Raw genomic sequence first — 24,363 nt, 5'->3', positions numbered from 1 at the left:
CACCGTGGGCCAGACGCAGGCACTCGGCGAGATGCTGCGTGATCACTGCTCGCTCTGCAACGGCGCGTTGCAGGAGCGCCGCGACGCCTACCGGCATGTCTCCAAGACGAGCATCAAGTACGGTGACCAGTCCGGGCAGCTCAAGGAGATCCGGGTGTTCGACCCGGAGCGGCAGGGCCGCTGGTCGTTCTCGTCCCAGCAGGCGACGCTGCGGCGTCTGGACAAGGCGTTCGCGGCGTTCTTCCGCCGCGTCCACGCTGGCGAGACGCCCGGCTGCCCGCGGTTCCGGGGTGTGGCCTGGTTCGACACGGTGGACTTCCCCAGGGACGGCGACGGCTGTGCCGCTGGGATGCCACCCCGCACGACCCCGTCACCCGCGTGCGCCTGCAAGGCGTGGGCTGCGTGAAGGTCAACCAGCACCGCCCGGTGGTCGGAGACCGTCAGCGTCAGGCGCGAGGGCAAGCGCTGGTACGTCATCCTCACCGCCGAACAGGCACAGCCCGAACCACTGCCCACAACGGGCTCCGTGGTCGGCATCGACCTCGGGACAGCCAACTTCCTCTCCGACCCGGGCGGCGGGTTCGTGCCCAACCCCCGCCACGCCCGCACCGCCGCCGAGCGACTCGAAGCCGCACAGCAGGCCCTGGCCCGGTTCCCGTGTGTGCGCCGCGACAAGCGCACTGGCAACCACCACAAGGCCGTCACCAAGGTCGCGGACCTGCACCGCAAGGTCCGCCGTCAGCGCCTTGACCACGCCCACAAGACCGCCCTCGACCTGATTCGTGCGCACGACTTCATCGCGCACGAAGACCTGGGGATCCGCAACATGCTCGCGGCCCCCGCGCCCCAACCCGACCCCGACCGGCCGGGCACCTTCCTGCCCAACGGCACAGCGGCCAAGACCGGACTGAACAAGTCGATCAACGATGCCGGATGGGGGGTGTTCCTCACGATCCTCACCAGCAAGGCCGAAAGCGGGCCGGACAGTGATCACCGTGGACCCCCGCAACACCTCCCGCACCTGCCCCGCATGCGGGCACATCACGAAGGAGAACCGGCCCACCCAGGAAACCTTCCACTGCACCAGGTGCAGCCACACCGCGCACGCAGACACCGTGGCAGCCATCAACGTTCTACGGGCCGGGCTGGCCCGTCACAACGCCCACCCGGGCCAGCGAGAAGCCCCCGGACTTATCCGGGGGAGGAGTCACAGCCTTCTCGACCAGCAACGTCGGCCGCGTGGGGATGGCAAGGCCACCCGCCAGTGGTCACCGGCCTGCGTCACGCTGCGGCCAGGGTCGTGTACGTCGCGGTCGCGGGGATGGGAAACTGGGCCCAGACGAGTGTGTGATGGGTGTCCTGGTCACAACCCCAGGAGTCCGTGAGCATTTCAACGATCGGCAGACCGCGGCCGTGTTCCGCGTCGTCACCCGGAAGGCTGGGGGCGGAGGCGACAGGGCCAATTCCTGAGTCGGTGACCTCAATGCGGAGCATCCGGCGACCGGCAGCGGCCACGGCGCGGACCGCCAGACACACGGCCTGGCCAAGCCGAATCGCATTGCTGACCAGCTCGGAGACAACCAGAACGGCGTCGTCGGCGAGTTGGTCCAGCTGCCAAGCGGCGAGCTGGTCGGCCACCAGGCGCCGGGCTCGGGCCGGGGCCTGCGCGTCGGGCGTCAGGATCCAGGCCGGCACCGAGCCGCCTTGGCTCCGATCTTGGGGGGAGGTGATGCCGTGAACGGCCATCGTGATCGACCGCCTAGTCCTCAGCCGCAGCGAGTGCGATCAGAATGTCGCGGCGGGTGTAGCTGTGCGGGTACCGCAGCCGGGGGTCGTGTGTGGTCTCGTCGCGCAGCTTGCCGTTCTCGCTGACGTAGCATCGCTGCTGCGGGAACCGGTCCACGGGTGCCTCTGCACGGTTGGCCAAGGGAGCAGCGAAGCGCCGTGCGGGGGTGGGCCCGGCCCAGGGCAGCCACTGCGTCGTGCTGTACTCGAACACTGCCTCGGCGTACATGGAGATCACTTCCCGGTTGTTGCCCGCCTCGGTCGGTTCGCCGCTGCGGGACCGCCACCTGCTTCCTTGTTCTCCACCCTGCTCCCCTGTCCCGACCCGTACATCAGGCAGACTCCCTAGTCCCGCGCCGGGGGCAGAGACTAGGGATTCACGGCAGCCACCCTCATGATCCCGAGACGTAGGCCCCGCTCGCCCGTCGTGGCGGCTACCCGTCAATTCCAGCGCCTTTTGACCCGCACCCGGCGGAAGACAGACGGCGACGAGACACTGCACACAGTGATCGCCGTGCCCGGGTCTGGCGAGCGATTCGGCGATTGACCCACGCGAACGTCGGCTCTACGTCAGCCCTCGGGCTGACCCACCTCCGGCCTGGACTGGGCACAACGGGTGAACGACAAGCGTTCGAGGCTCATGTCGTGAGCCGGAGCTTCACGGCGGGCGACCGTGGAGTGCTTCCGTGACTCCTTCCCCACCTAAGCCCGGGATACCCTGCAAGATCGGGGATGGACAGACGTGGGTCCGTCAGGTGGGTGGTCACCTGGCGGACCCGAGACGGCAGTGGCGTGGATTGCCACGCCGGCTCTCACCGGCCCCCGCAGGCGTTCATCCCGTCCGGCGGCCAGGATGTTCCGGGCCGTCGAGGTCACGGTCACACGGGACACCGCACGCCCCGCCGACGATGCCGACGCGGCGACCGTACCGGGCCGTCGCCCTCCCGTCGAGCATGCGGCGGAGGGTGGACCATCCGGCCCCGTGCACGGACAAAAGGTCCGGGCAATCCGCGCTCCTCGGGTACGGGAGTCCCGTCCGGAGAGAGTCGTTGTACACCGCCCGGGCACAACCGGACGTGCGGGCTGGCGCCGAGCACTGACCTGCCGTCAGGTAGATGCGGTCCGCGGCCTCGCGGCCCCGAGCCAAGAACCCGTTCCCTCCCCGGCTGAAGCCAGGCACATCCTGGGAGAGAACCGGTGAGGCAGCTCCGGGCTGGGACGAGGGCGGGGCTCCGCCACCGATCAGACCGCCGACCGGATCACCCCGCTGGGCCAGCGCACGGAGTCGGTCGGCTTCCACAGACTCATCAGCGGTGGCTCGTCGTCGTTCTCATTGCTGTCCGGCAGCGAGAGTGTGACCGTCCGGCCCTCGTCGGTCCCGATACGCACGGTGGTCGCCAGGGGGACAGCCGGTGCGGTGGGCTCGAGTTCTGCGAGGCGTAGCCGCAGGTAGGCCGTGAGCCGGGTGCGGGATTCCGCCTCGAACGCTTCCAGGTGGGTGATCTGCTCCTGCAGTTTCTGGCGGCGGGTTTCGAGCTCCTCCATGGTGGCTGTGAAGTGCTGCCTGCCCTCCTCGTCCAGAGCCTGGGCACGTTCCCGAGCGGCGCGTTCGAAGTCCATCGCCTGAGCGCGGGCCTTGGAGGTGATCTCTTCCGCCTCGGCCTGCGCTTCGCTGGTCAGTCGCTGGGCCGTCTCCTCGGCGAGCGTGAGGATGCGGAGCGAAGCCGTCGTCGGATCCGCTGCGGCATGCTGCGCGTTGAGGGTCTCGGCCTGGGTACGCAGAGTGGCGTTCTCGTGGATCAGTCGGGTCATGTCGTTGCCGACCCTGTCCAGGAAGGATCGGACCTCGTCCTCGGAATAACCACCGCGCCGGCGCATGGTGGTGAACGTCTGCTGACGGACGAGCTCGGGTGTCAGTGCCATGATCTTCTCGCCTCGGTGTCGGTGTTTGGTCGGTCGACGTTCCGGCTCTGGACGGTCTTCACGGCGGTGATCCGTGGTTGAGCGGCACAGTTCCGTACGCAGCCTCTCGTCGTCTGCGACGAGGGTGCGGCGCGGAAGGCACACGAGCGAGGCGATCCGTGCTACCGGGCGGGCAGGGGAGCCTGCCCGCCCGGCTGCCCTATGGGGTGACCACGTGGTCTCCCTGCAGGGAGACCGCGGGGTGACCACGTGGGCGGGCCGACCGGGCGCGCGGCATCAGACGCTGAGGACCTGGCCCGGGAGGATATAGTTGGGGTTGCCACCGACCACACCCTGGTTCCGCTCCCACAGAGCGCGCCAACCGCCCTTGAGATGGAGGTTCTGGGCGATGTTGGTGAGCGTGTCGCCACTTTGCACGGTGTACGAATGCGAAGAGGCGGAGGTGGAGGAGACCGAAGCTGCCGTGGACGACGAGGCCGATCGAGCGGCGTTGTCGCTCGGAGTCGTCTGGGAGGTCTGAGAGGCCTGGGAGGTCTGGGAAGTCTGGGTCACGTCGGAGGCCGAACTTGCCGGCGGCATCGCCGCGGAGCCGTTGGCCTCGGTGAGCCCCGCCTCGACGGAGCAGACCGGCCAGGCGCCGGGGCCCTGTCCTGCGAGCACCGCTTGCGCGACCGTGATCTGCTGGTCCTTGGTGGCCATGTCGGCACGCGGCGCAAAGGCGGTACCGCCGTACGCGTCCCAGGTGCTCTGGGTGAACTGCAGTCCCCCGTAGAAGCCGTTCCCCGTATTAATCTGCCAGTTGTTGGTGCTCTCGCAGGTGGCCACACGATCCCAGACGCTCTGAGAGGAGTCCGCATGAGCGGACACAGCTCCGATCATGGGCAGGACGCAGGCGGGACTGGCCAGTATCAGGCTCCCGATGAGCTTCTTGTGACGGTTGACGAACATTTTGCTCCTCTCTGCGCTTCCCTCGGTCGACTGTCTGAACTGAGCGAGTGCGCAGACGGTTGTACGGCGAACAGCGTGATGGCCAGGGCGATGCGGGGTGCGCACCTCGAAGAGCCGAAGCGGGTACGGGCCTGACTGTTCCGGATGGATTAACCCGGACGATAGGCAGGCGGTTCGGCGCGAGCCAAGTGCCGTCCCAGGCGCGGTAAGTACCGGCACCGACCATGCGGGCAACCGCTGCGCGATCAGGGATCCCCCGCACCAACTCCCTTCCGTTTGAGGCCGGTTGGTTCTGTGCGCAGCCGTGTGGCCGGCCTCGTTGCGAGCCGCGGAGACCGCTTGCCGAAGGGCGGCATCGCCTGAAAGGGCACCGGTCGGTGGATGTTCGTCACAGGGCGGCGGGATCGGCGCGTCCCTCCGGCCTGCCCCGGTGGGCGGATCTGTCTCGTTGCAGCAGTTCTGCCGATGCGAGCCGGAACAGCGCGGGCCGCTATGAACGCATGAGGCCCCATCGATCCCACCTTGTCCGGGCAGAGCTCGCCGGAGTGCCGGAGACGATGCTCTGAACGCTGTACCTGCGCGCCCATGAGGCCGCGCCCCGGGACGGTGCTCGACGATCCGCGCGCCCTCAAGCTGTACCGGCGGATCGACTTTCCCTTCGAAGAGCGCTTCGGTCAGGCGCACCCCCTACTGGCCCAGTTGATCCCGCTACGAGCCGCCGCGTTCGACGATGTGGTCCGGTGCTTTCTCCAGGATCTTCCCAACGGAACGGTGGTCGCCCTGGGGGAGGGGCTTGAGACAGGTTTCTGGCGGGTCGGGCGGATGCAGTGGCTCCCTGTCGACCTTGACGCGTCCATGCGGCTGCGCGAGACGCTCGTGCCCTCCGACGAGCGGCGTAAGGTCCTCTCCTGCGACGCGCGCGATCCACGGTGGGTCGCAGCGGTCCCGCCCGGGGCTCCCGTGCTCGTCACGGCTCAGGGTCTGCTGATGTATCTGGCGGCCGCGGGAGGTCCGCGAAGTGATCGCTCTGGGTGCGCAGAGCTTCCCGGGCGGAAGCTTCGTCTTCGACGCGGTCCCGGCTGGTTCGCCGCCGCGACGCGCCGCATGCGGAAGCAGGACCGTGCCTGCGGCTACCGCCTTCCCGAGAAGTGGTGGTCGATGAACGCGAACCAGCGACCCTGCTGCGCTCGGCGTACCCTGCCGTCGCCGGAGTGCAGCGCGTGTCCCTACCGCACCGACCGGGGCTGCTCTGGGGGAGGCTTGTGCCGACCCTGGACGCGATCGCGCGGGACCTGTCCCCGTCGATGACACTGCTCCACTTTGCCGGCAAGCACCAACCGTAGCTGGACCTTTGCGTCGTCGTCTCGGGCGTGCCCGAGCAGCTCCCGCACGCACGCCGGGCGACGGTTGGGCTGCACCCCTGGTGCGGGCGCATGCCCGGGCGGCGGGAGGGCCGGCTCAGTGGCGTGCCGTCGACGCAGGCGAGCGCCCATCTGTCCGACGGTGATCACGGTCTCATCGCGGGGAGGGCTTGGTGCCGATGCTGTCAGCGTGAACCGGAACCGAACGTTTTGTGACTGCCGGGCCAGGGAATCCGCCCTGCCGGCTGTTCTCTCGTGCACGATCCACGTGAGGGGCCCAGCGGACTCTGGTTGCGAAACCGTGAGCGCGCGAGAAGCGAGGCCCCCCTGTGCCCGAGCTGCAACCGACTCTCCAGCCGCTCTGGCTCCCCGGGACCGTCGACGCCGACGAGCGGTCGACGGAAGTGCTGTCGGTCTACGAAGGTCTCTTCTGCGACGGTACCCGGAAGCTGCACACCGACGTCGTGGTCGGCCTGCACGGTTCGAGCCAGCAGCACCGGGTGCTGAGCATCCACCAGGAGGTGCGCCGTCAGAACACGGTGCAACGTATGCGGGACGACACCTGTTATCGCCTGCTTACCGAAGCGAGCATCCCGGTGGGTTCACTGGGGCGCGGGGCCGGTCAGACCGTTGCCGCAGATGCGTTCACGGACCGAGAATTGAGCGCCACCGCACGGCATGTCGGGCGTGCCGACGTCGTTCTCTCCCTCGACGAGCAGCCCCTCGCCTTGCTGAATGCTGCCTCACTGGCGGGCACGCCGGTCATCGTCTGCCTGCACCGCACGGATCCTCACAGCGACGCCGGGGCCCTCGCCCACCTGCAGGAGGCCATCTCCTCGGGCCGTCTCGCAGCTGGCATCTGCTGCGCCGAAGCCACCAAGGCCGCCTACATGGAGGCTGGCATCCCGGGCAGCCTGCTGCACGTCATACCCAACGGTGTCCGCCCGCAGCTCTTCCGGCCCGATCCAGAGCGCCGGGCCGTTGTCCGCCGTGAGTTGGGTATCCCACCCGAGGCTCCCCTGATCGTCCTCGCGGCCCGCTACGATCCGGTCAAGAACGTGCCGTTGTTCCTGCGCGCCGCGCGACTGCACCTGGGCCACGCGCCGGAGGCCCACGCCGTGATGTGCGGCGCGGGGATGGGCCCGGCCAATGCCGACCTGCACGACGAGATGGCCACAGCATTCGCGGACCGACCCGACCTGCTGCGCCGTCTGCACCCGATCGGCCTGCGGACCGACATGCACCACGTCTACGCCGCTTGCGATGTCGTGGCCCTCACCTCCACCAGCGAGGCCGCTCCCCTGGCCCTGATCGAGGGCATGATGTGCGGCGCCGTTCCGGTCACCACCGACGTCGGCGACAGCGCATCCATCGTCGAGGGCTACGGTCTGGTCACACCGTCCGAGCCACAGGCCATCGACGCGGCCTGGGCAGAGGCCGTGTCCCTGCGCGCGCGGGCCGCAGGTGTTGCTCCCCCGCACATCCGTGACCGCTTCAGTCAGTCGCGCATGCTGTCCTCGTACCGCGCACTGATCGACCGTGTCGTCCACGAATCGCCGGTGCTGCGGCCACGAACAGGCATGCAACCAGATGCGGTCCCGGGACGTGGGCTTCCTGTCCGCACGTCGTGAGGAGGTCCTCGCGTGCTCAGCCGATTCGGCGGGCGGCCTCGAGGATCTGCTTGGTGACGGCCTCCGGGTGGGAAACCATGGCCACGTGGCTGGAGTCGACCTCGGCCACGGTGGCGCCGATCCGCTCGGCCATGAAGCGCTGGGCCTCCGGGTTAAGGGTCAGATCCCCGGTGGAGACGACGTACCAGGACGGAAGCTCACGCCATGCGGGGGCGTCCGTGAAGACGGCCTCGAACAGCGCGCCGTTGGCGGGCTTCTGGACTGCAGCCATGATCGCGACCTTGTCCGCGTCGACGTCGCCCGCGAAGATGGATGCGAACCGGTCCCGATCCAAAGAGATGTAGCCGGCCGCATCGGGTCGCATGGTCTCGCCCAGCCCCAGGTCGGGGTACTGCTGCAGGATGGAGCCGACTGCCTCGTTCTGTTCGGGGGCGAGGGCGGCGACGTAGACCAGCGCCTTGGCGTTGGCCGCGCGGCTGGCAGCGCCGGTGATCACACCGCCGCCGTACGAGTGGCCGGCCAAAACGGCCGGCCCGTCCTGCGCCGCGACGACGCGGGCGGTGTAGGCGATGTCCTCCTCGAAGGAAGCCAGTTGGAGTTGCACTGCGGTGACGCGGTGACCTTCGCGCTCGAGGAGCGGGATCACTCGGTCCCAGCTGGAGCCGTCGGCCCAGAGCCCGTGCACGAGGACGATGTTGGTCATGATCATGCCTGTTCTGTTTCGCGTGGCGAATGAGGGGGTGCTCGACCTCACAAAAGGACATTTGGAGCATAACGGCAAAATCTGGCAGACGCTCAGACGCGCCGGGTCATCCACCGGGTCGCGCGAGCCCTCGGAGAGCTCCGGACTCCCACGCCTTGATCACCCCGTGCGTTGGAGGGAGAGCGCTGTCTTTCCGGCGGTCTCGAGCGCGGCGGCCACGCGCGGTGGATCTGCGGCATCAGCCCGCGAAGACCGTCGGGGGACTGAGCGGCTCGATCAGGACCGTCCCCGGCTTGGGCGCTGCATCGAGGATGCCCGGCGGGATGACCCCCGGGACAACTACGACAAAGGTGGCCGGTATCGCCACCAGAGGCGAGATGGCAAGGGGACCTTCTGGAGACATGACGCGGCTGGTCACCAGCCCAGGGTCGTCCAGAACAATCATCCCGAGACCCGGCGTGGCGGACGGCAGTTCGTACTCCTTGTCGGGGATGGCCAGCTGCGCTACGAGTGCCGACACCGCCAGGGCCGGCGCCCCATTGACCAGCACCGTGGATACGCCCACGACCGGGAACGGCGCGACCAAGGACGGAAGGAACAGCGGGGTCACGAGCGCTTCCGTGAGGATGGGTCCGGGCATGATTCCCCTTCCTGAGGCCCTCTCTCGAGTCTCCACCCGCCCGCCCGCTCGGGCGCGCCAGCGCCACGGAACAAGATCGCGACTCCCCCGTTGCCGAAGCCGGACGCGACCCGAAGGCAATGTCTCCGCAACTCGCGGCGCGGCGGCGGCCGCGGGATGCACCCAGAACCTGCCGCCAGTCACAGGGACGCCCGCTGTGACCTCTGCACCTGCCTCATAGATAAGCCAGACAATTATTGCCTAATCAATGATTGCCTGGGCATAATGCTGTCTGCATCAAAGCCGTCGAAGATCCCGGAGCCCGCGTGCTATCAGCCACGATCCGCGATTCTGGCGCCCAGGCAACCCGCGTGGAGCGCCGCCGCCGTCGCGCCATCGCACTGGTGGCCCTGTCGGCACTGGCCCTGGCCCCATGGACGGTACAGCTGGGACTCACGCTGCCGTCTTCCCACCGCGTCCACGCCTGGCGCGCCGCCTGGGTGGGCTTCGACGTGCTGTTGCTGGGCGCCCTGAGCACCACTGCCGTGCTGGCCTGGCGCAGCAGCCGCGCGGTGGTTCTGCCGGCGATGGCGTCGGCGACGCTGCTGGCCTGCGATGCCTGGTTCGACGTGGCACTCGACTTCGGCACACCGGAGGTCTGGGGGGCGGTGGCATCTGCAGCGTTCGTCGAGCTGCCGCTGGCGGGCTATATCTTCCTCCGCACGTACCGGCGCCTCCAGGCGACCGGCCATGCCGGCGGTGAGCATTGTGAACGTCGCTGAACTGGGCATCCGGCGCTCAGCCGGTCGGTGCTCCAAGCAGGCCCCAGCACGCCCCCTCGGCGGTCTCCCGCTGACCCTGGGGGAGGTCGTTGATCTTCGCTGGGTACAGGTAGGCACCCCAGTGGAAGAACGCCCCATTGACCAGGGAAAGGAGCTGTCCAGGGTCGCCGGGGCGGATCCTGCCGCCTTCCTGGCCGCGCTGGATGAAGTCCGTGCCAAGGACATGCATCTCCTGCCGCAGCGCAAGGTTGCCCTCGTCGAGGAAGGCGGCGTTGTCCTGCGACATGGACTTGAAGGCAGCGGGGCGCTCACTGGCGAAATCCGCGTAGCACTGCCAGAACCGGGCGAACTCGGCACGGACGGACGGGTGGCGCGCGGAGTGGACCCGCTTGAGCCGCGCGAGCATGTCGACGGCCGCTTCCTGGTAGGCGGCGTTGCCGAGCTGCTCCTTGCCGGGGAAGTACCGGTAGATACTGCCGACTCCGGCCTGTGCCAGTTCGGCAATCAGGGGTATCTGCGTGCCGGCGTAGGTGCGCATGCAGAAGGCACCGTAGGCCGCGTCGAGGATGCGCTGGCGGAGTTCTGGCTTCCCTGGCACAGGAATGAATTTTCCCTCTCCAGAATTCTGCCTCAACTCGGTGGCCCGCCGGACGTGGCGCCCTCGCCGAGCGCCCTGGGCTCGAGCCCCCTTTTCCTGGGAGTCACAGACGGCGATCCGCCGTGTGCGCATTCACTCCGAGGGCCGGGACCGGCAGGTTGACAGCTGCGCCAGCCGGAGGGAATATTCATTCCGCCCCGAGGTGCTTCCACGGTGCCGAAGGGCCGGTTTGTCCATCAGCGTGAACGAAGGGTGGTTTCCATGGGTAACTGGACGGTTGAGGTCCGGAACAAGCTGGCGGTGCTGACGTTCGGGCGGCTGCCCGACAACCAGATGGACCTGGACTCCCTGGACGAGCTGGCCGGGCATCTGGAGGACCTCGCCGGGCGCACCGACCAGGTGAGCGTGGTGATGCTCAAGAGTTCCGTGGACGGGATCTTCATCAAGCACGCGGACCTGGACATCCTGCGCCGTGCCGCGGCCGGGACGTTGACGCCCGAGCAGGGCAGCGCCTGGCCGCGCGCGCTGGGCCTGCTGGAATCGATCCCCCAGCCGGTGGTCGCCGCGATCGACGGACAGGCCTGGGGCGGCGGCCTGGAGACCGCGCTCGCCTCCACGCTGCGGATCGCCTCGACCCGCTCGCACTTCTCCCAGCCCGAGATCCGCTACGGCATCATCCCCGGCGGCGGCGGCACCCAGCGCCTGCCCCGCCTTATCGGCAAGGGACCCGCCGCCGACCTGATCCTCACCGGCCGCGTCATCGGCACCGACGAAGCCCACCACCTCGGCATCCTCAACGCCGTCCTGCCCGCAGAAGGCTTCGCCCAACTCGCCGAGGACTGGACCGCCCAGCTCACCCGCAACCCTGCCCCCGCCCTGTTCGCCGCCAAACGCGCCGTCCTCGACGGCCTCGCCCTCCCCCTCAACGACGGCCTCACCCTCGAACGCGACCTCTTCCGCCAGGTCATCCCCACCAGCGCCTTCGCCAACCTCTGACACACTCACAAGGAGAACCCCCGTGTTCCAGCGCATTCTGCTCGCTCTCGATTCCAGCCCGGCACGCCGTCGCACCCTCGACACCGCGGCGTCGCTCGCCTCGCTGTCCGGCGGCACCGTCCACGTCCTGCACGTCGACGCCTCGGTCGCCGCCGGGGTGGCTGTCCTCCCGCTGGAAGAGGATGCAGCGGCGCACGGGGTCCTTGCGGAGGCGCTGAACACGCTGCGCGACGCCGGTGTACCAGCGGAGGGCGAACTGCTCCAGGGCCTGACCATCGAGATCCCCGGTCTTATCTCCGCCGCGGTCGACCGCCTCGGCGCGGATCTCCTCGTCCTGGGGCCGCACCACCGCGGCGCCTTCGCCGGACTGCTCAACCCGCGTGTCTCCGACGCGGTCAATCACGCCGTCCGTATCCCTCTCCTTCTCGTTCCCGACGCCGACCAGGCGGCCTGAACCGCCCGCGGGCGCCGTCCGGCACCTCGGCGTGCCGTGGGGGCGTCCGCGAGAAGCGCCTCACCTTTGAAAGGCCCCTGCACATGAGCCTCTCCTCCGTAACCGCTGTCCCCCGGTCGGCGGGCACCACGGCCTCCCCCGGCCAGCGTGGCAGTGCCGTGCTGATAGCGGCCCTGGGTCTCGCGGCGATGGTCGTCTCCATGGCCCAGACCCAGGTCGTCCCGATCCTGTCGCTGCTCGGCCGGGACCTGCACGCCAGCAGCGCCGGCGTCGGCTGGGTGACCACCGCCACGCTGCTCTCCGCCGCCGTCTTCACCCCGCTGCTGGGCCGCGTCGGCGACCAGTACGGCAAGAAGAAGACCCTGGTCGCCGTCCTCGCCGTGATGGTCGCCGGCTCGCTGCTCGCCGCGCTCACGACTTCACTGACCCTGCTGATCATCGGCCGGGTGCTGCAGGGCTCCGCCACCGCGATCTTCCCGCTCGCTCTGTCGATCATCCGCGACCAGGTCCCGTCCGAGAAGCTGCCCGGCGCCATGGCACTGGTCAGCAGCACCCTCGCGTTCGGCTCCGGACTGTCACTTGTGATCACTGGCCTGCTCACCCAGGGCTCGAACCCGAACTACCACTCGGTCTTCTGGGTCTCCACCGGCCTCTCCCTCCTTGCCTTGGTGGCGGTCGTCCTGCTCGTCCCCAAACACGGCCAGGCGGCCGGCGGCCGGATCGACTACCTCGGCACGCTGACCCTGGCCGGCACCCTGGTCCTGCTGCTGCTCGGCATCTCCCAGGGCCACGACTGGGGCTGGATCTCCGGCAAGACGCTCGGCAGCTTCGCCGGCTCGGCCCTCGTCGCCGTGTTGTGGGTACTGGTCGAACGCAAGGTCGACGCGCCGCTGGTGGACCTTCGCATGTTCACCCAACGCCAGGTCGCCCTCACCAACCTGGCCGGCCTGCTCATCGGCTTCGCCATGTTCGCCCAGTTCATCGGCATCTCCTACTTGGTCCAGACGCCGCATCAGCTGGCCGGCTACGGCTTCACCGCCTCCGTGCTGCGCGCCTCGGTCGAGTACCTGCTGCCCGGCTCGCTGATCGCCCTGATTGCCGCTCCCACCGGCGGCATGCTGGTCCGCAGGACCGGTGCGGTCACCACTCTCACCTTCGGCGGCGTTATCGGTGTCGCGGGCTTCGCCTGGTTGGCCTTCGACCACGGCAGCAGTGCCGGCGTGATCCTGGCGGGCCTGCTCACGGGCACCTCGATCGCCTTCGGCTACGCGGCCATGCCCGCCCTGATCGCGGCCAGCGTCCCGATCCACCAGACCGGCATCGCCAACGGCATCAACTCCATATCGCGCTCCATCGGAAGCTCCGTCGCCTCGGCGGTGGTGGTCTCCCTGCTGGCTTCCAAACCCATCCAGCACCTGCCGGCAGGAGTCCCGCCGCTCCCCCAGCAGAGCCAGTTCACCCTCACCTTCGTCATCGGTATGGGCGCACTCCTGCTCACCCTCCCCCTCGCGCAACTCGGCCTTGCCCGCCACCGCAGGCAGCACAGCGACGGGTGACCTTGACCCAGCCACCGCCAGGGCCGCCAGGGCATGCCCGGGCGGCCCTGGCCAGACGAGTTCATCTCGAAAAGCCGCTCGTCGCCCGGCCGTGTTGGCGGGCGGTGTCTGGCACGGCCACACCACGGGCGGTAAACCGCGCAGGAGGACGGCCACGGGCGCACCGCCTAGGAGGAAGCCGTGCCGACCCGCGCAACCCATGTCTGCCAAGGGCGAGTGGATCGGCGCGGCCCTGCTCTTCGCTGTGCTGATGCTCGTCTTCCTCACCCTGTGGGGGCCCAACTGCCGCAAGTTCGCGCATAGTCATGGCCTCGCAACCACGGACCGTGCAAGCTCAGACACAGCACCCTCCCCATCGAGAGAGGCACAGCCATGGCACTGCGCAAGCTCGGCCAGGACCCCGACTCGCCCGACAGCAAGTCGCCCACGGTCTACGAAGACACCGAGACCGGGAACTACATCCTGCAGGGCTGGAAGGTCACCGACGAGGAGCGTCTCGCGCAGCTCGACCTCCCCGGGCATGAGACGGTGATCGAGTTCCCCAAGCGCATGATGCAGTTCTTCCCGGAGGTCAACGGTGGCAGTGCCGACGCTTGAGGCCCTCCTGCGGGGCGCCGAGCACTCCGCCGTCCACCTGGAGATGCGCGACGGCTACATGCTCGACGACCCGCGGTTCGCCGCCTGGAAAGCCGGACACCGGCACGACCCAGACGACCGGGCTTCGTGGTGGCGTCCCTGGCTGCAGACCATCGCGGACACCACGGCGCGCGGCGTCGTGGTGCGCCGCGCCCGGATCGTTTCCGAGCCGGTCAGCGAGTACATCCGCTTCGAGTACGACATCACGTTCACCAACACCGCCGCCGGCGAACAGGTGAGCTGGCTGCCGCGCCGAGAAGCAACCGACCTCTGCTTGCCGGGCAACGACTTCTGGGTGATCGACGACCGCGTCGCGATGATCCATCACTTCAGCGGCGACGGTGACTTCGTCAGCGAGGACGTCACGGCCACGCCGGCCGTGGTGAAGTTGTGCGCGGACGCGTTCGAGGCCGTGTGGGCGCGCGCCTACCCGCACGAGCACTACCGCCCGCACTGAACTGCCGCCCGTGTCGCCGACGTCCCCCTCGTCCAACGTCGAAGAGGCCAAGAAGGCCCTCGGCCAGCGTCTGCGCGAACTCCGGCTCGACGCCGGGCTGACCGCGCGGGCGCTGGCCGCGTTGTGCGGCTGGCACGAGTCGAAGTCGTCGCGCCTGGAGCACGGCAAGATGGCGCCCTCCGACGAGGACCTGCGCGCTTGGACGCGGCACTGCGGGGTCCCCGAGCAGGCGGCCGGGCTGATCGCCACAGCCCGCGCGGTCGACAGCATGTATGTCGAGTGGCAGCGAATGGAGCGCGCTGGGCTTAAGCAGGCCCAGGAGTCGGTGCTGCCGCTCTTCGAGCGCACCCGCCGGTTCCGCGCCTACCAGTCGTGGGTCATCCCCGGACTCCTGCAAACGTCCGCCTACACCCGCGCGGTGCTCGAGACCATCGTGGCGCTCCGCGGCGTCCAGGACGACGTGACAGAGGCCGTCGCGGTCCGCCTGGACCGTCAGCGCGTCCTTCACTCCGGTAACCACCGGTTCGCGGTCCTGGTCGAGGAGTGGGTGTTGCGGACGGTCATCGGGAACCCCGACATCATGGGCGCGCAGCTCGGCCGCCTCATCGAGGTGGCGCTGCTGCCGTCGGTGAGCCTGGGCATCATCCCCATGGGTGTGCCGCGCGGGGCTGGCTGGCCAGTCGAATCATTCACGGTCTACGACGACACCCAGGTCAACGTCGAGCTCGTCTCTGCGCACCTGACGGTGACCCAGCCCGCCGAGGTCGGCATGTACGTCGAGACGTTCGCCGCCTTGTCACACCTTGCGGTGTACGGGGGCAACGCCCGCCGACTGATCGGTGCGGCGATTCAGGCTCTCGGATGAGCGCGTGCAAGTCGCCGCAAGTTCGTTGAGGCTGCATTCCGGCCGTTCCTACCGTCGGTGACATGACCGCTGCCGCATCCTCCACGGCGGGCGATTCGCCGGCCCGCCCCGCTACGCCTGGCCCGCTCCCTCGCGCCTACTCCACGCCGGAGTGCCGGACCGGCGGAACCCGCTGGCCTGACCTCCACCAGCTCTGCAGCGCACCGGGCTATCGCGACAGGGTCCTCGGGTGGGTCGCGATCGCGTGTGCATGTTTCTGCCACGAGCAGGCGGCGCCGTGACCACCGCCCAGGAAGAGCCGGTGCCCGCTGCCCGCCCGGACGAAGCCGTCGACCGGTCGACCTGGGAGAGGCTGCGCCGCGCCGCGAGACTCGGCTTCCTGCAACCAGAGGGCGCGTGCCTGGTCGACGAGCTCCACGAGCTGTACCCGGCCTGGCGCGAGGAGTGGTCCAGGTGAGCCGGGTCGTGTCACAAGGTGACACCGGGCCGACTGAGGCTATCCGCGCCCTGCCCTGGCCGCCGACGCCGTACTCGGCCGCCTCCGACTGGTGCCCGAACTGCGACTTCCCGCTCGACCGCACGGAGCACCACGGCCGCTGCCTCGGCTACATCGTCGGCACTGACGACATGGCGCTGTGCTTCTGCCCGTGCACCGAGGATCGGCACGTCGCAGCCGCAATGAGGCAGCCCGATGCCTTCTACGACCGGCCCCGCTGGTGGCAGGACCTGGCACCGAACCACATCCACGAGAGCTGGAAACAGCGTTCCTGGTGAAGCTGCCCGCCGGGTGCACCGCCCCCAGGCGACCCCGGACGGGATGCTGTCGGCCCCGTTGTGGAGGCTGAGCGGGCCCCGATCCTCCGGACTGAGCATCGGGGCCTCACGGCGTCTACAGGGGCGACCCGGCGCTAGAAGCAGCGCCCGTACTGCCCTCGAAAGAGGTCCGGCAGATCTCGCACAGCTGCTCGGCACCGATCGCGCCGTCGGTCATGTCGGTGATCGGTCGCGTCGCCGCGATGGACGACAACAACTGGTGGCACAGCGCCCATCTATCCGCATCCGGGACGACATGCCAGCGGATCCCGGATTCGGCCCCGTACTCGGCCTTCAAATCGACCATGACACCAGTCCATCACGTATCCGGCGGGTACGCCGCCGAGCTCCGCCATGGCAAAAGGCCGAACCCGGATGCGATCACCAGGAGCCCCCCACAGGCTGGGCGGCATGAGCGAACCACACCCGGAAGGTGCCGGACATCCGGCGCACGTTGTCGTGCACCCCGTGGAGGCCGACCCCATGACCGGCCCGTACCGGCGCGTCGACATCCTCGCCGAGCACGTCGGCAAGGCGTATGAACTGGCGGATGTCATGGAGTTCATGCGCCGCGCCGGCCTGGACGAGGACGCCATCGACGAGCCCGGATTGATCGAGTGGCGCGGCGGCGGCCCGGACGAATGGGAATGAGCGGTCTTGGCGGGACCCCGGCCACAACCCTGGCCGGGGCCTCGGTGTCCCTGGGGGTGAGGAGGACCTCCAGCGGCTACCCAATCGGGCGACCGTAAACGTGTTGAGCTGGCGTGTTTGTCGCGTCGGCGTTCGGCAAGACGCTGGGCGCCGCTGGCCTTTCTCCGACCCGACGCCGACGGCGGTGCCCCAGGCTGGGAGGCTGCGGGGCACCTTGAACGTCTAGGAGTGCCCCATGCCCCGCTATCAGCTCCGCGCCGACCACGTCCGCCCCGGCGAGCACGAGGTGCCGCACTGGCACGTCGCCCGGGTCGGTGCCGTGTTCGCACTGTGCACCAGACTCCTGGACCCGGTCACACCGGTGTTGCCGATCGAGGAGGCGGAGTACGTTCCGGTCGAGCGCCGCTGCGCCCGCTGCTGGGACCGTGCCTTCCCCGACGAGGCCGACGGGGACAAGGTCTCGGTGATGCCGCCGGCCTGGATGTGACCAAGGGGGACCGCCCCGCTTCGGGAGTGCGGGGCGGTCTCGGGGCCGTGAGGTCCCGTCTTCCTCCGATCGGAGGGAAAGCGGCGCTGAGGCCGCGTTGTCCACCCTGCTTCCGGCAGACACCGGCAGCAACTGGGAGGGCAGTTGTTGGCACGGCGTAAGTCCGGGGCTCCGCCCCGTGCCGCGAGGGGGAGCCCCGGAGGGGCCCGATGTCGGGGTCGGGCCACGGGGCGGACGGCCGCCCTGGGGGTACGACGGCGTCCTGCATTCACGGTGCGCCGGGGGGTGAACTCCGAGGAGGAGGCGCGCCGAACGCATCCAGGTGAACCGGTGGACCGTCCCGCCTGCGGAGGACGCGGGGCGGTCCGGTGTCTCCGCCGGGTCGCGGGGAATGACATCTGCGCGGCAGGGCGGCGGCGGAAGCGGGCCCAATCCGGCCTCTGAGGCCGTCCGCTTCACTACTACCGTCCGCCGGACGGCGAAGACCGGCAACCGTTCAGGAGCGGCAGCACGGAGCCCCGCGCGTGATGGAACGCCCGGGGCCCGGTTGCACGGCCCCGCCCCGCCCGGGATGTTGGCCGTGCGAAGTGCTAACGAGCGACGTCGCCGGACGTTGCGCGGTTTATCCACAGCTTGTGCACGAAAGTCTGCATAGCGAGCATTTCGGACAGCTCTGGTGACCTGGGCCGACGCGAACGACGAGAGGACCCCGGCTCGTCCCGGGCCCCTCACTCGTTCAGCCTAGCGGTGGTTTGTTGACGTCGGGTCAATGCTGCGGTAGATGAACAGTACGGGGTTGCTGTTCGGGGGAGGCCGTGGTGACGAAACGGCTGCCGTGTCCACCGGCTCCTATCTGGCCGGGCTGCTGCTGCCGCGGGACCGGAACAAGACCCTGCCCTGCCTGGCCGGGGCCGAGCCGGTGGCCGGCGCCCAGCACGCGGCCGTCCAGCGGCTGCAGTTCTTCCTGTCCGACTCGACCTGGGACCTGGAGAAGATCAACACCCGACGCCTGGAACTGCTGCTCGCCGGGCCGGCCACGGCACCGCATCCGGGCGGGGTGCTAGTCATCGACGACTCCGGCGACCGCAAGGCCGGCAGCGCGACCGCGCACGTCGGCAAGCAGTACCTGGGGTCGGTGGGGAAGATCGACCGCGGAGTGGTCACAGTCACCACGTGCTGGGCCGACGAACGCGTCTACTACCCCGTCCACGCGTGCCCCTACACCCCGGCCCACCACTATCCCGGCGGCAGAACCGACCCCGCCTTCCGCACGAAGCTGCAGATCGCGGCCGACCTCGCGCGCCAGGCCCGCGACGTCGGGGTGGTGTTCCGCGCCATCGCGGCGGACTGCGCCTACGGCGACCAGGACAACTTCCGCCACGAGCTGCACCAGGCCAACCTCCCCTACGTGTCGCGCTCAAGCCCCGCCGCGGCACCTGGGCCTACGGAGCCGATGCCCACACCCCCATCGACGCCGCCAAGCGGCTGGACTGGCACGGCCCCGACCGCCCCGGCGCCTGGACCCCGGTGGAGCAGACCTTCCGCGACGGGCACACCGAGACCTGGTGGGCCGCCGACGCCCGGCTGGGCCGGTGGGGGCCCGACGGAAACGTCCGCCTGGTCGTGGCCACCACCGACCCGGCCACACTGCCCGCGCAGTCCACCTGGTACCTGGCCACCGACCTGCCCCGGCCCGGCAGCCCGCGCGAGGCGGACAGCCCCGAACCGGCCGCCGATCTGGCAGAGGTCGTCCGGATCTACGGCATCAGGCACTGGATCGAGCAGAACTACAAGCAGGTCAAGGACGAACTCGGGTGGGCCGACTTCCAGGTCCGCTCCGACACCGCGATCCGCCGCCACCAGACCCTGGTCACCTGCGCGTTCTCCTTCTGCTGGGACACCTGGTTCGCCGGACCTCTCTCTAGTGTCTGCGCGGCGCGAGCGGGGTTCGCGCCGCGCAGGGGTGTGTGGGCCTCAGGCGGGGAAGACGATCTCGCCGGCCTTGAGGCTGAAGTTGACCTTGTGCCCGTCGACGGGCAGGTTGCAGCCGTACGTCTCGCTGCAGGCGGCATAGCTGACTGCTATGGTCGCCGTTCCCTGGCCGCCGGTCGCGCGGATGGGGATCGTGGTGGTGAGGGGCCCGTCCGGGTAGACGGGCAGTGGCTTCGCGACGCCCGGGATGGTCAGCTGGTGCAGTGGTGCGGAGGTTGTGAGCTTTCCGGTCGACTTGACCGCGCCGGTCACGGTCGCCGACGTCGGCCGGCCCACGCCGTCGACGCCGTCGGCCGGGAGCGTCACGCTGTAGAGGTGATACGTCGCGCGCTGCGGCTTGAACGCGACGGTGAGCACGCCCTGCTTTCCGTCCCAGCTGCTGACGGTGAGCGTCACGTCCACGCCACCGGCCGAGAAGTGGTCCGAGGCGCGGCCGGTGGTGGTGGGCGCCGTCGACGCCGGTTGCGATGCAGAAGCAACCGGCGTCGACGCCTGCGACGCTGACGCGCCGGAGGTCGGGTGGGGCGAGCAGGCGGTCGTGGTCGCCAGGCCGGCGGCCAGCAGAAGGGCGAACGTGCCCAGGCGGGCCGTACGGTGTAGCGTGCGGGGGCTCACTTGGACCACTCCTTCAGCCAGTTGAGCAGGCCGGTCTCGGTCAGGGTCGGGTGCCCGGTCTTGTTCGTGTCGACGAGCATGGTGTCGTTGGCCCTGACCACAATCAGAACCGGGAGGCCGTAGCTCGGGCCCTTGTCGTACTGGCCCAGCAGCGCCATGTTGGTGCGGTCGTTATTGCTGATGTCTATCTTGACCAGGTGGTAATGGGCGTTGAGCTCGGCCTGGACCGAGGGCAGGCTGTACAGCGACAGGACGGTGCGGCAAGCCGGGCACCAGGTCGCGCCGAAGTCCAACAGGACGTTCCTGCCGTCCGCCTTCGCCTGGGCGAAGGCGTCGCGCACCGCTTGAGGCGCGTTGGCGGGGGTGCCGGCTGAGCCGCTCATGCTGCCCGATCCGCCGCCGGAGCCGCTGTGCGAACCAGCACCGGGCTTCGTGGAGGGCTTGGCCTTGGCCGAGGAGGATACGGCGGCAGCGGCCGAGGCGTGGCTAGGAGCGGAGGCGGTGACGGACGGCTGCATGGTCCCCGGGTCCGAAGAGGCCGTCGTGCTCGACGAGGCGGGGGTGTCCGTCCGGCTGTGGTCGGTGGTGCTGCCGGTCGGCCCGCAGGCCGTCAGCGCGAGCGCGGCGGCCGCGGCCGTGAGTGCCACCCACGTCCTACGGGACTGCTGCCTGGGGTTGGTCCGCATCGAGTTGCGGAGGCTCATGTCACCTCAAAGTTGTCAGGAGGCCCGCAGCGGGCGGGCGCATCGGGAGTGTCAGTACTGGTGAGAGATGGCTGCTGGAGCAGCCGGTGGGCCGGGGCGGGAGCGGCGAGCAGGGGCGTCGCCGCTGGGGGGCCGCATGGTTCCTGCTGTGCTCGGCTCAGTTGGAGAAGTCCTGTGTGAGCCAGATCGTGCCGGATCTGTCCCGCATCACGGCGATGCCGATGTGCTTGAACTGGCTGCTCAGGATGTTCCGGCGGTGACCGTCGTTCGGCGGCTTCTCGTCCAGCATGGCCTGGGTCAGCTGAACCGCCATGGCTGCCTCGGCAGCGGCAGCGGTCGAGACCGGGCCGCCCTGGCCGATGTTCTCTCCGCAGGCGGTCCAGGCGACGCCCGCGGCAGTCTCTCGCGCCCCGAGTGCGGACTCGCCGGCACACTGGTGCGACAGTCCACAGCCGGCGGCCATGGTCCTGTCATGGGCCGCGGCGCTCTTGTTGAGCTGAGTCGTCAGCGTGTATGGGGCGAGGCCCTGAGTCGCACGCGCACGGTTGATCAGAGCCAGGACCTGGGTGACCGCACTCCCTCCGGCAACCGATCCGCCGCCCGTGGACGCCGGGGGCTGGGAGCCCTGGGTACCGCCGCCGTGGGAGGCGCCGCCGGGGGTGGAGCTGGGCTTCCCCGTCGAGACGGGCTTACCTGTGGACGTGGGCCTGCCCTCCGACGACGGCGTCGCACCCGTGGCGCCGGAGCCGGAACCCGTCGACGGCGTGGCCGACGCGGCAGTGCCGGCTATTGGCCCGGTCGTCCCAGCGCTCGTCGGCGCGGGACCGTGTGGCTGACATGCAGTCAGGCCGGTGGCCAGCACGGCGGCCAGAGTCACCGCCCCGGCGGTCCGGGTCGCGCGGGCACGGGAAGGCCGGGGAGCGGTTGAGGCGGTGTGGCGGCGGAGCGGGGTCATACCCACGGCATCGACGTTCTTGCGCGAGCGCCGTGGATTGGGCGTGAGCCTAGGGAATCGGGATGCAGGAAAGGCCGCAAAAGCATGTACTTTCGCAGGCCCTAAGAAACGGCTCATGCGCCGCGAAGCGAAACCCCGGCCGACAGGGCGTCTACCTGCCCAGCCGCGCATTCGGCCCGGCATTCCATGGCGAGGTGCCCGCTCAGCCTGCGTGGCTGCTGTTGACTGCCATAAGAAAGCATGAAGGGGCGACGACCGACGATTTCCGACAGCCTCTTCTGCCTATCCTCCTGGGGAGGCACTCGCCGAGCGTCGGAATCGAGCAGGGACAGTTGCAACACCTCGTACTACACATCGGCGGCCACTACATGCTGCTCGAGCCGGACCGGCGTTACGTCATCGGACGCGACCCCTTCTGTGACCTGCCGCTCGGGGACACCAGGGTGTCCTGGCACCACGCCACCATCGGTTTCAACGGCTCCTACTGGGGGCTGGAGGACCCCGGTTCCACGAACGGCACCTTCGCCCAAGGAATCCGGTCCTGGCACGTCCACCTGTATCCCGGCGCCTGGGTGACCCTGGGCAATCCCCACGACGGCCCCCGCCTCGACTTCGCGATCCCGGCCGGCGTCCCGACCGTGGCGGTGCTCCCCCATGACCCCGCTGCGACTGCTCACGAGCCCGCCGTCCCCACGGCGACGGCGGCACGTCCCTGGGAGGGTCCGCCGGCTGACGTCCCGCCGCAACTCCGTGGCGGACGACCGTCCGGGAGGGCCACCGGGGAAGGCCACCGCCGGACGGTCCACGAACTCTCCCCCGGCACGGGCTCGCTCCGCATCGGCCGCGCGTCGGACAACGACATCGTGCTCGCCGACCGCCGGGTCTCCGCCCATCATGCCGAGCTGCGCCGCCTGCCCGACGGCGGGTGGGAAGTCGCCGATCTGGGCAGCCATGCGGGCACACACCTCAACGGGCGGCCAGTGGGCGTCGAACCGATGGGCCTTCAGGACCGCCTGACGATCGGCCGCTCCTCCTTCGTGCTGGCCGGTGACGCTCTGCAGCACGCGACCGACGAGGGCCTGGCCGCCTTCTCGGCCCATCGGCTGACAGTGGGCGCCAAGCAGAAACACGGCAGAAGAGGGCGACTCAATGACGTCAGCTTCTCCGTGCCCTGCAGGACGCTGACGGCGATCATCGGCCCCTCGGGTTCCGGCAAGTCGACCTTGATGCGAGCCCTGACCGGCTATCACCCCGCCGACCAAGGGAGCGTGGTGTACGAGGGGGTGGACCTGTATCAGGATTTCGCCGAGCTGCGACAGCGCATCGGCGTGGTGCCGCAGTCCGAGATCCTGCACAAGGAATTGACCGTCCGGAAGGCCCTCGCCTATGCGGCCCGGCTGCGCTTTCCGCGCGGCACGCGGCGGGCGGAAAGGACACGCCGGATCGAGCAGGTTCTTCGCGACCTGCGTCTGGACGACCGCGCGGACCACCGCATCGCCCAGCTTTCGGGCGGCCAGCGGAAGCGGGTTTCAGTGGCCCTGGAACTCCTCACCAAGCCGTCGCTGCTCGTCCTCGACGAGCCCACCTCCGGGCTCGACCCGGGCATGGACCGTGAGGTCATGCAGACCCTGCGCGGTCTCGCTGACGACGGGCGAACCGTCCTCGTGGTCACCCACTCGGTGGCCGAACTCTCCATGTGCGATTACCTGCTGGTCATGGCGCCGGGCGGTTCGCTGGCCTACTTCGGCCCGCCGGGGGAGGCTCTGGACTACTTCGGCTATTCGACATGGGCCGATGTCTTCCAGGAGTTCGAGAGCCACCGGGACTTCGACTGGGCGGGACGATACCGCGCCTCCGCCCATTACCGGCTGTACTGCGCAGGCGCGGACACCTCGACGCCCACGGTGCCGGAAGCCTCCTCCCTCCGGCTCAGCCCGGCGCGGCCGCAGCGGTGGAGCTCCCAGCTGAGCACCCTGACCCGCCGCTACCTCTCGGTGATCGCCTCCGACCGGGGCTTCATGGCGTTGTCTCTGTTCCTGCCTCTGGTCCTCGGCGGGGTGTCGACGGTGATCCCCGACTACGGGTGCGGGCTGACTGCCTGCCCCGGTTGGGGCCGCAACGACTTCGCCGGGCTGATCCTCATGGTGGTCGCATTCGGCGCCTGCCTGTCCGGATCAGCCAATTCCGTCCGCGAGCTGATCAAGGAACGCGCGATCTACGAACGCGAACGTGCGGCGGGTCTGTCCCGCTCGGCCTACCTCATGTCGAAGGTCCTCGTGCTCGGCGTCATCAGTCTCGTCCAGGGGGTGCTGATCTCGTACGTCGCGTTCAGCGTCCGCAAGCTGCCCGGCACGGGCCTCGTCCTCGCGAGGCAACCCGCCGTGGAAATGGCCACCGGGGTGGTCCTGCTCGGCTTCGTCTCGATGTTGGTCGGCCTTGCCATCTCGGCTCTGGTCAAAACCGCTGAGAAGACGATGCCGCTGCTGGTCATGTTCGCCGTCGTCCAGATCGTCTTCACTGGCGCGATCTTCCGGCTGAACGGCAGACCCGTCCTGGAGCAGGTCGCCTGGCTGATGCCCGCCCGATGGGGAGTCGCAGCCGCGGGCGATCCCGTGGATCTCGCCCATCTGTCCCCTTTCTTCTCCCAAACCGGGGTCGAGGCGCCGCTCGACGCGTTGTGGGCCCACTCCGCGCCCGTCTTCCTGTTGAACTGCGGAGTTCTGCTCACCTTCTGCGTCGTGTTGACCCTGGTGATCCTGCGGCTCCAGCGCCGTCACGAACCCGAGATCATGCGCCAAGGCTGATCTTGCCTCCGGCAGCGCCTCGAGCCGG

The 24,363-nt window shown here is 69.3% G+C and carries 27 protein-coding genes and 1 pseudogene; 16 read left to right on the top strand and 12 right to left on the bottom strand.

Annotated features, from left to right (window positions below):
• Positions 1–31: 31 nt before the first annotated feature.
• Positions 32–1,148 (top strand): annotated as a pseudogene (locus BS83_RS02220) (RNA-guided endonuclease InsQ/TnpB family protein); the annotation flags it as partial.
• Positions 1,149–1,281: 133 nt separating this feature from the next.
• Here the strand turns inward: BS83_RS02220 and BS83_RS02215 are convergent.
• The 5 genes from BS83_RS02215 to BS83_RS48185 form a co-directional block, all read right to left on the bottom strand.
• The gene (locus tag BS83_RS02215; protein ID WP_198035101.1) at positions 1,282–1,695 is read right to left on the bottom strand and encodes an ATP-binding protein; all 414 of its coding nucleotides are present in this window, start codon (positions 1,693–1,695) and stop codon (positions 1,282–1,284) included.
• Positions 1,696–1,759: 64 nt separating this feature from the next.
• Positions 1,760–2,014, bottom strand: coding sequence for a hypothetical protein (locus tag BS83_RS02210; protein ID WP_037599991.1), 255 nt, complete (start codon positions 2,012–2,014; stop codon positions 1,760–1,762).
• A gap of 603 nt (positions 2,015–2,617) precedes the next feature.
• Positions 2,618–2,965, bottom strand: coding sequence for a helix-turn-helix domain-containing protein (locus BS83_RS48720; RefSeq protein ID WP_408640950.1), 348 nt, complete (start codon positions 2,963–2,965; stop codon positions 2,618–2,620).
• A gap of 62 nt (positions 2,966–3,027) precedes the next feature.
• On the bottom strand, positions 3,028–3,852 hold the full coding sequence (locus tag BS83_RS02205) for a DivIVA domain-containing protein (protein WP_157596773.1): 825 nt from the start codon (positions 3,850–3,852) through the stop codon (positions 3,028–3,030).
• Positions 3,853–3,984: 132 nt separating this feature from the next.
• The gene (locus BS83_RS48185; RefSeq protein ID WP_037599988.1) at positions 3,985–4,656 is read right to left on the bottom strand and encodes a LysM peptidoglycan-binding domain-containing protein; all 672 of its coding nucleotides are present in this window, start codon (positions 4,654–4,656) and stop codon (positions 3,985–3,987) included.
• Positions 4,657–5,241: 585 nt separating this feature from the next.
• On the opposite strand from BS83_RS48185, the gene BS83_RS48715 reads away from it, so the two are divergent.
• Positions 5,242–5,964 carry a class I SAM-dependent methyltransferase gene (locus BS83_RS48715; protein ID WP_157596771.1) on the top strand — a complete coding sequence of 241 codons (723 nt, stop codon included), beginning with the start codon at positions 5,242–5,244 and terminating at the stop codon, positions 5,962–5,964.
• 382 nt (positions 5,965–6,346) lie between these two features.
• Positions 6,347–7,648, top strand: coding sequence for a glycosyltransferase (locus BS83_RS02190; protein WP_232247994.1), 1,302 nt, complete (start codon positions 6,347–6,349; stop codon positions 7,646–7,648).
• Positions 7,649–7,664: 16 nt separating this feature from the next.
• Here the strand turns inward: BS83_RS02190 and BS83_RS02185 are convergent, their stop codons facing one another.
• Positions 7,665–8,351 (bottom strand): alpha/beta fold hydrolase, encoded by a 687-nt coding sequence (locus tag BS83_RS02185; RefSeq protein ID WP_198035098.1) that lies wholly within the window; start codon positions 8,349–8,351, stop codon positions 7,665–7,667.
• A gap of 238 nt (positions 8,352–8,589) precedes the next feature.
• On the bottom strand, positions 8,590–8,991 hold the full coding sequence (locus tag BS83_RS02180) for a hypothetical protein (RefSeq protein ID WP_037599982.1): 402 nt from the start codon (positions 8,989–8,991) through the stop codon (positions 8,590–8,592).
• Positions 8,992–9,341: 350 nt separating this feature from the next.
• On the opposite strand from BS83_RS02180, the gene BS83_RS02175 reads away from it, so the two are divergent.
• Positions 9,342–9,752 (top strand): hypothetical protein, encoded by a 411-nt coding sequence (locus BS83_RS02175; RefSeq protein WP_063774069.1) that lies wholly within the window; start codon positions 9,342–9,344, stop codon positions 9,750–9,752.
• A 16-nt stretch (positions 9,753–9,768) separates the two neighbouring features.
• On the opposite strand, the gene BS83_RS02170 is transcribed toward BS83_RS02175, so the two are convergent.
• Positions 9,769–10,482 carry a TetR/AcrR family transcriptional regulator gene (locus tag BS83_RS02170; RefSeq protein ID WP_084713041.1) on the bottom strand — a complete coding sequence of 238 codons (714 nt, stop codon included), beginning with the start codon at positions 10,480–10,482 and terminating at the stop codon, positions 9,769–9,771.
• Between the two features lie 129 nt (positions 10,483–10,611).
• On the opposite strand from BS83_RS02170, the gene BS83_RS02165 reads away from it, so the two are divergent.
• The 8 genes from BS83_RS02165 (at position 10,612) to BS83_RS02130 (ending at position 16,088) form a co-directional block, all read left to right on the top strand.
• Positions 10,612–11,346 (top strand): enoyl-CoA hydratase/isomerase family protein, encoded by a 735-nt coding sequence (locus BS83_RS02165; RefSeq protein WP_037599978.1) that lies wholly within the window; start codon positions 10,612–10,614, stop codon positions 11,344–11,346.
• A 22-nt stretch (positions 11,347–11,368) separates the two neighbouring features.
• On the top strand, positions 11,369–11,800 hold the full coding sequence (locus BS83_RS02160; protein WP_037599976.1) for a universal stress protein: 432 nt from the start codon (positions 11,369–11,371) through the stop codon (positions 11,798–11,800).
• 83 nt (positions 11,801–11,883) lie between these two features.
• Positions 11,884–13,356 carry an MFS transporter gene (locus BS83_RS02155; RefSeq protein WP_051942447.1) on the top strand — a complete coding sequence of 491 codons (1,473 nt, stop codon included), beginning with the start codon at positions 11,884–11,886 and terminating at the stop codon, positions 13,354–13,356.
• Between the two features lie 372 nt (positions 13,357–13,728).
• Complete coding sequence (locus tag BS83_RS02150; protein ID WP_037599975.1) at positions 13,729–13,953, top strand: hypothetical protein; 225 nt, start codon at positions 13,729–13,731, stop codon at positions 13,951–13,953.
• Between the two features lie 43 nt (positions 13,954–13,996).
• Positions 13,997–14,449, top strand: coding sequence for a DUF6879 family protein (locus BS83_RS02145; protein WP_232248012.1), 453 nt, complete (start codon positions 13,997–13,999; stop codon positions 14,447–14,449).
• Positions 14,450–14,459: 10 nt separating this feature from the next.
• Positions 14,460–15,314 carry a helix-turn-helix domain-containing protein gene (locus BS83_RS02140; protein WP_037599971.1) on the top strand — a complete coding sequence of 285 codons (855 nt, stop codon included), beginning with the start codon at positions 14,460–14,462 and terminating at the stop codon, positions 15,312–15,314.
• A gap of 277 nt (positions 15,315–15,591) precedes the next feature.
• The gene (locus BS83_RS02135; protein ID WP_037599969.1) at positions 15,592–15,771 is read left to right on the top strand and encodes a hypothetical protein; all 180 of its coding nucleotides are present in this window, start codon (positions 15,592–15,594) and stop codon (positions 15,769–15,771) included.
• An 8-nt stretch (positions 15,772–15,779) separates the two neighbouring features.
• Positions 15,780–16,088 carry a hypothetical protein gene (locus BS83_RS02130; protein WP_157596769.1) on the top strand — a complete coding sequence of 103 codons (309 nt, stop codon included), beginning with the start codon at positions 15,780–15,782 and terminating at the stop codon, positions 16,086–16,088.
• A 115-nt stretch (positions 16,089–16,203) separates the two neighbouring features.
• On the opposite strand, the gene BS83_RS02125 is transcribed toward BS83_RS02130, so the two are convergent.
• Positions 16,204–16,434 (bottom strand): hypothetical protein, encoded by a 231-nt coding sequence (locus BS83_RS02125; protein ID WP_037599965.1) that lies wholly within the window; start codon positions 16,432–16,434, stop codon positions 16,204–16,206.
• 104 nt (positions 16,435–16,538) lie between these two features.
• On the opposite strand from BS83_RS02125, the gene BS83_RS02120 reads away from it, so the two are divergent.
• The 3 genes from BS83_RS02120 (at position 16,539) to BS83_RS43295 (ending at position 19,339) form a co-directional block, all read left to right on the top strand.
• Positions 16,539–16,778 carry a hypothetical protein gene (locus tag BS83_RS02120; RefSeq protein ID WP_051942445.1) on the top strand — a complete coding sequence of 80 codons (240 nt, stop codon included), beginning with the start codon at positions 16,539–16,541 and terminating at the stop codon, positions 16,776–16,778.
• Between the two features lie 235 nt (positions 16,779–17,013).
• Positions 17,014–17,265: a hypothetical protein gene (locus BS83_RS02115; protein ID WP_037599961.1), complete on the top strand. Its 252-nt coding sequence runs from the start codon at positions 17,014–17,016 to the stop codon at positions 17,263–17,265.
• 781 nt (positions 17,266–18,046) lie between these two features.
• A complete protein-coding gene (locus BS83_RS43295) occupies positions 18,047–19,339 on the top strand; it encodes an IS701 family transposase (RefSeq protein ID WP_084713040.1) in 1,293 nt (430 codons plus the stop codon).
• On the opposite strand, the gene BS83_RS02105 is transcribed toward BS83_RS43295, so the two are convergent.
• The 3 genes from BS83_RS02105 to BS83_RS43285 all read right to left on the bottom strand — a co-directional run bounded on the left by BS83_RS02105 (position 19,240) and on the right by BS83_RS43285 (position 21,531).
• Positions 19,240–19,872, bottom strand: a complete 633-nt coding sequence (locus BS83_RS02105; protein ID WP_037599957.1) for a hypothetical protein — start codon at positions 19,870–19,872, stop codon at positions 19,240–19,242. The two genes, BS83_RS43295 and BS83_RS02105, sit on opposite strands and share 100 nt — an antisense overlap.
• Positions 19,869–20,576, bottom strand: coding sequence for a thioredoxin family protein (locus BS83_RS41235; protein ID WP_157596767.1), 708 nt, complete (start codon positions 20,574–20,576; stop codon positions 19,869–19,871). Before BS83_RS41235 ends, BS83_RS02105 begins: the two co-directional genes overlap by 4 nt.
• 157 nt (positions 20,577–20,733) lie before the next feature.
• Positions 20,734–21,531, bottom strand: a complete 798-nt coding sequence (locus tag BS83_RS43285) for a CAP domain-containing protein (RefSeq protein WP_232248011.1) — start codon at positions 21,529–21,531, stop codon at positions 20,734–20,736.
• Between the two features lie 62 nt (positions 21,532–21,593).
• Between BS83_RS43285 and BS83_RS02085 the strand changes: the two genes are divergently transcribed.
• On the top strand, positions 21,594–24,335 hold the full coding sequence (locus BS83_RS02085) for an ATP-binding cassette domain-containing protein (protein ID WP_408640949.1): 2,742 nt from the start codon (positions 21,594–21,596) through the stop codon (positions 24,333–24,335).
• Positions 24,336–24,363: the final 28 nt, after the last annotated feature.

Origin of the sequence: Streptacidiphilus rugosus AM-16, from assembly GCF_000744655.1 — a bacterium.
In the GTDB taxonomy this organism is placed as follows: domain Bacteria; phylum Actinomycetota; class Actinomycetes; order Streptomycetales; family Streptomycetaceae; genus Streptacidiphilus; species Streptacidiphilus rugosus.
This window is presented reverse-complemented; position numbering and strand designations above follow the sequence as displayed.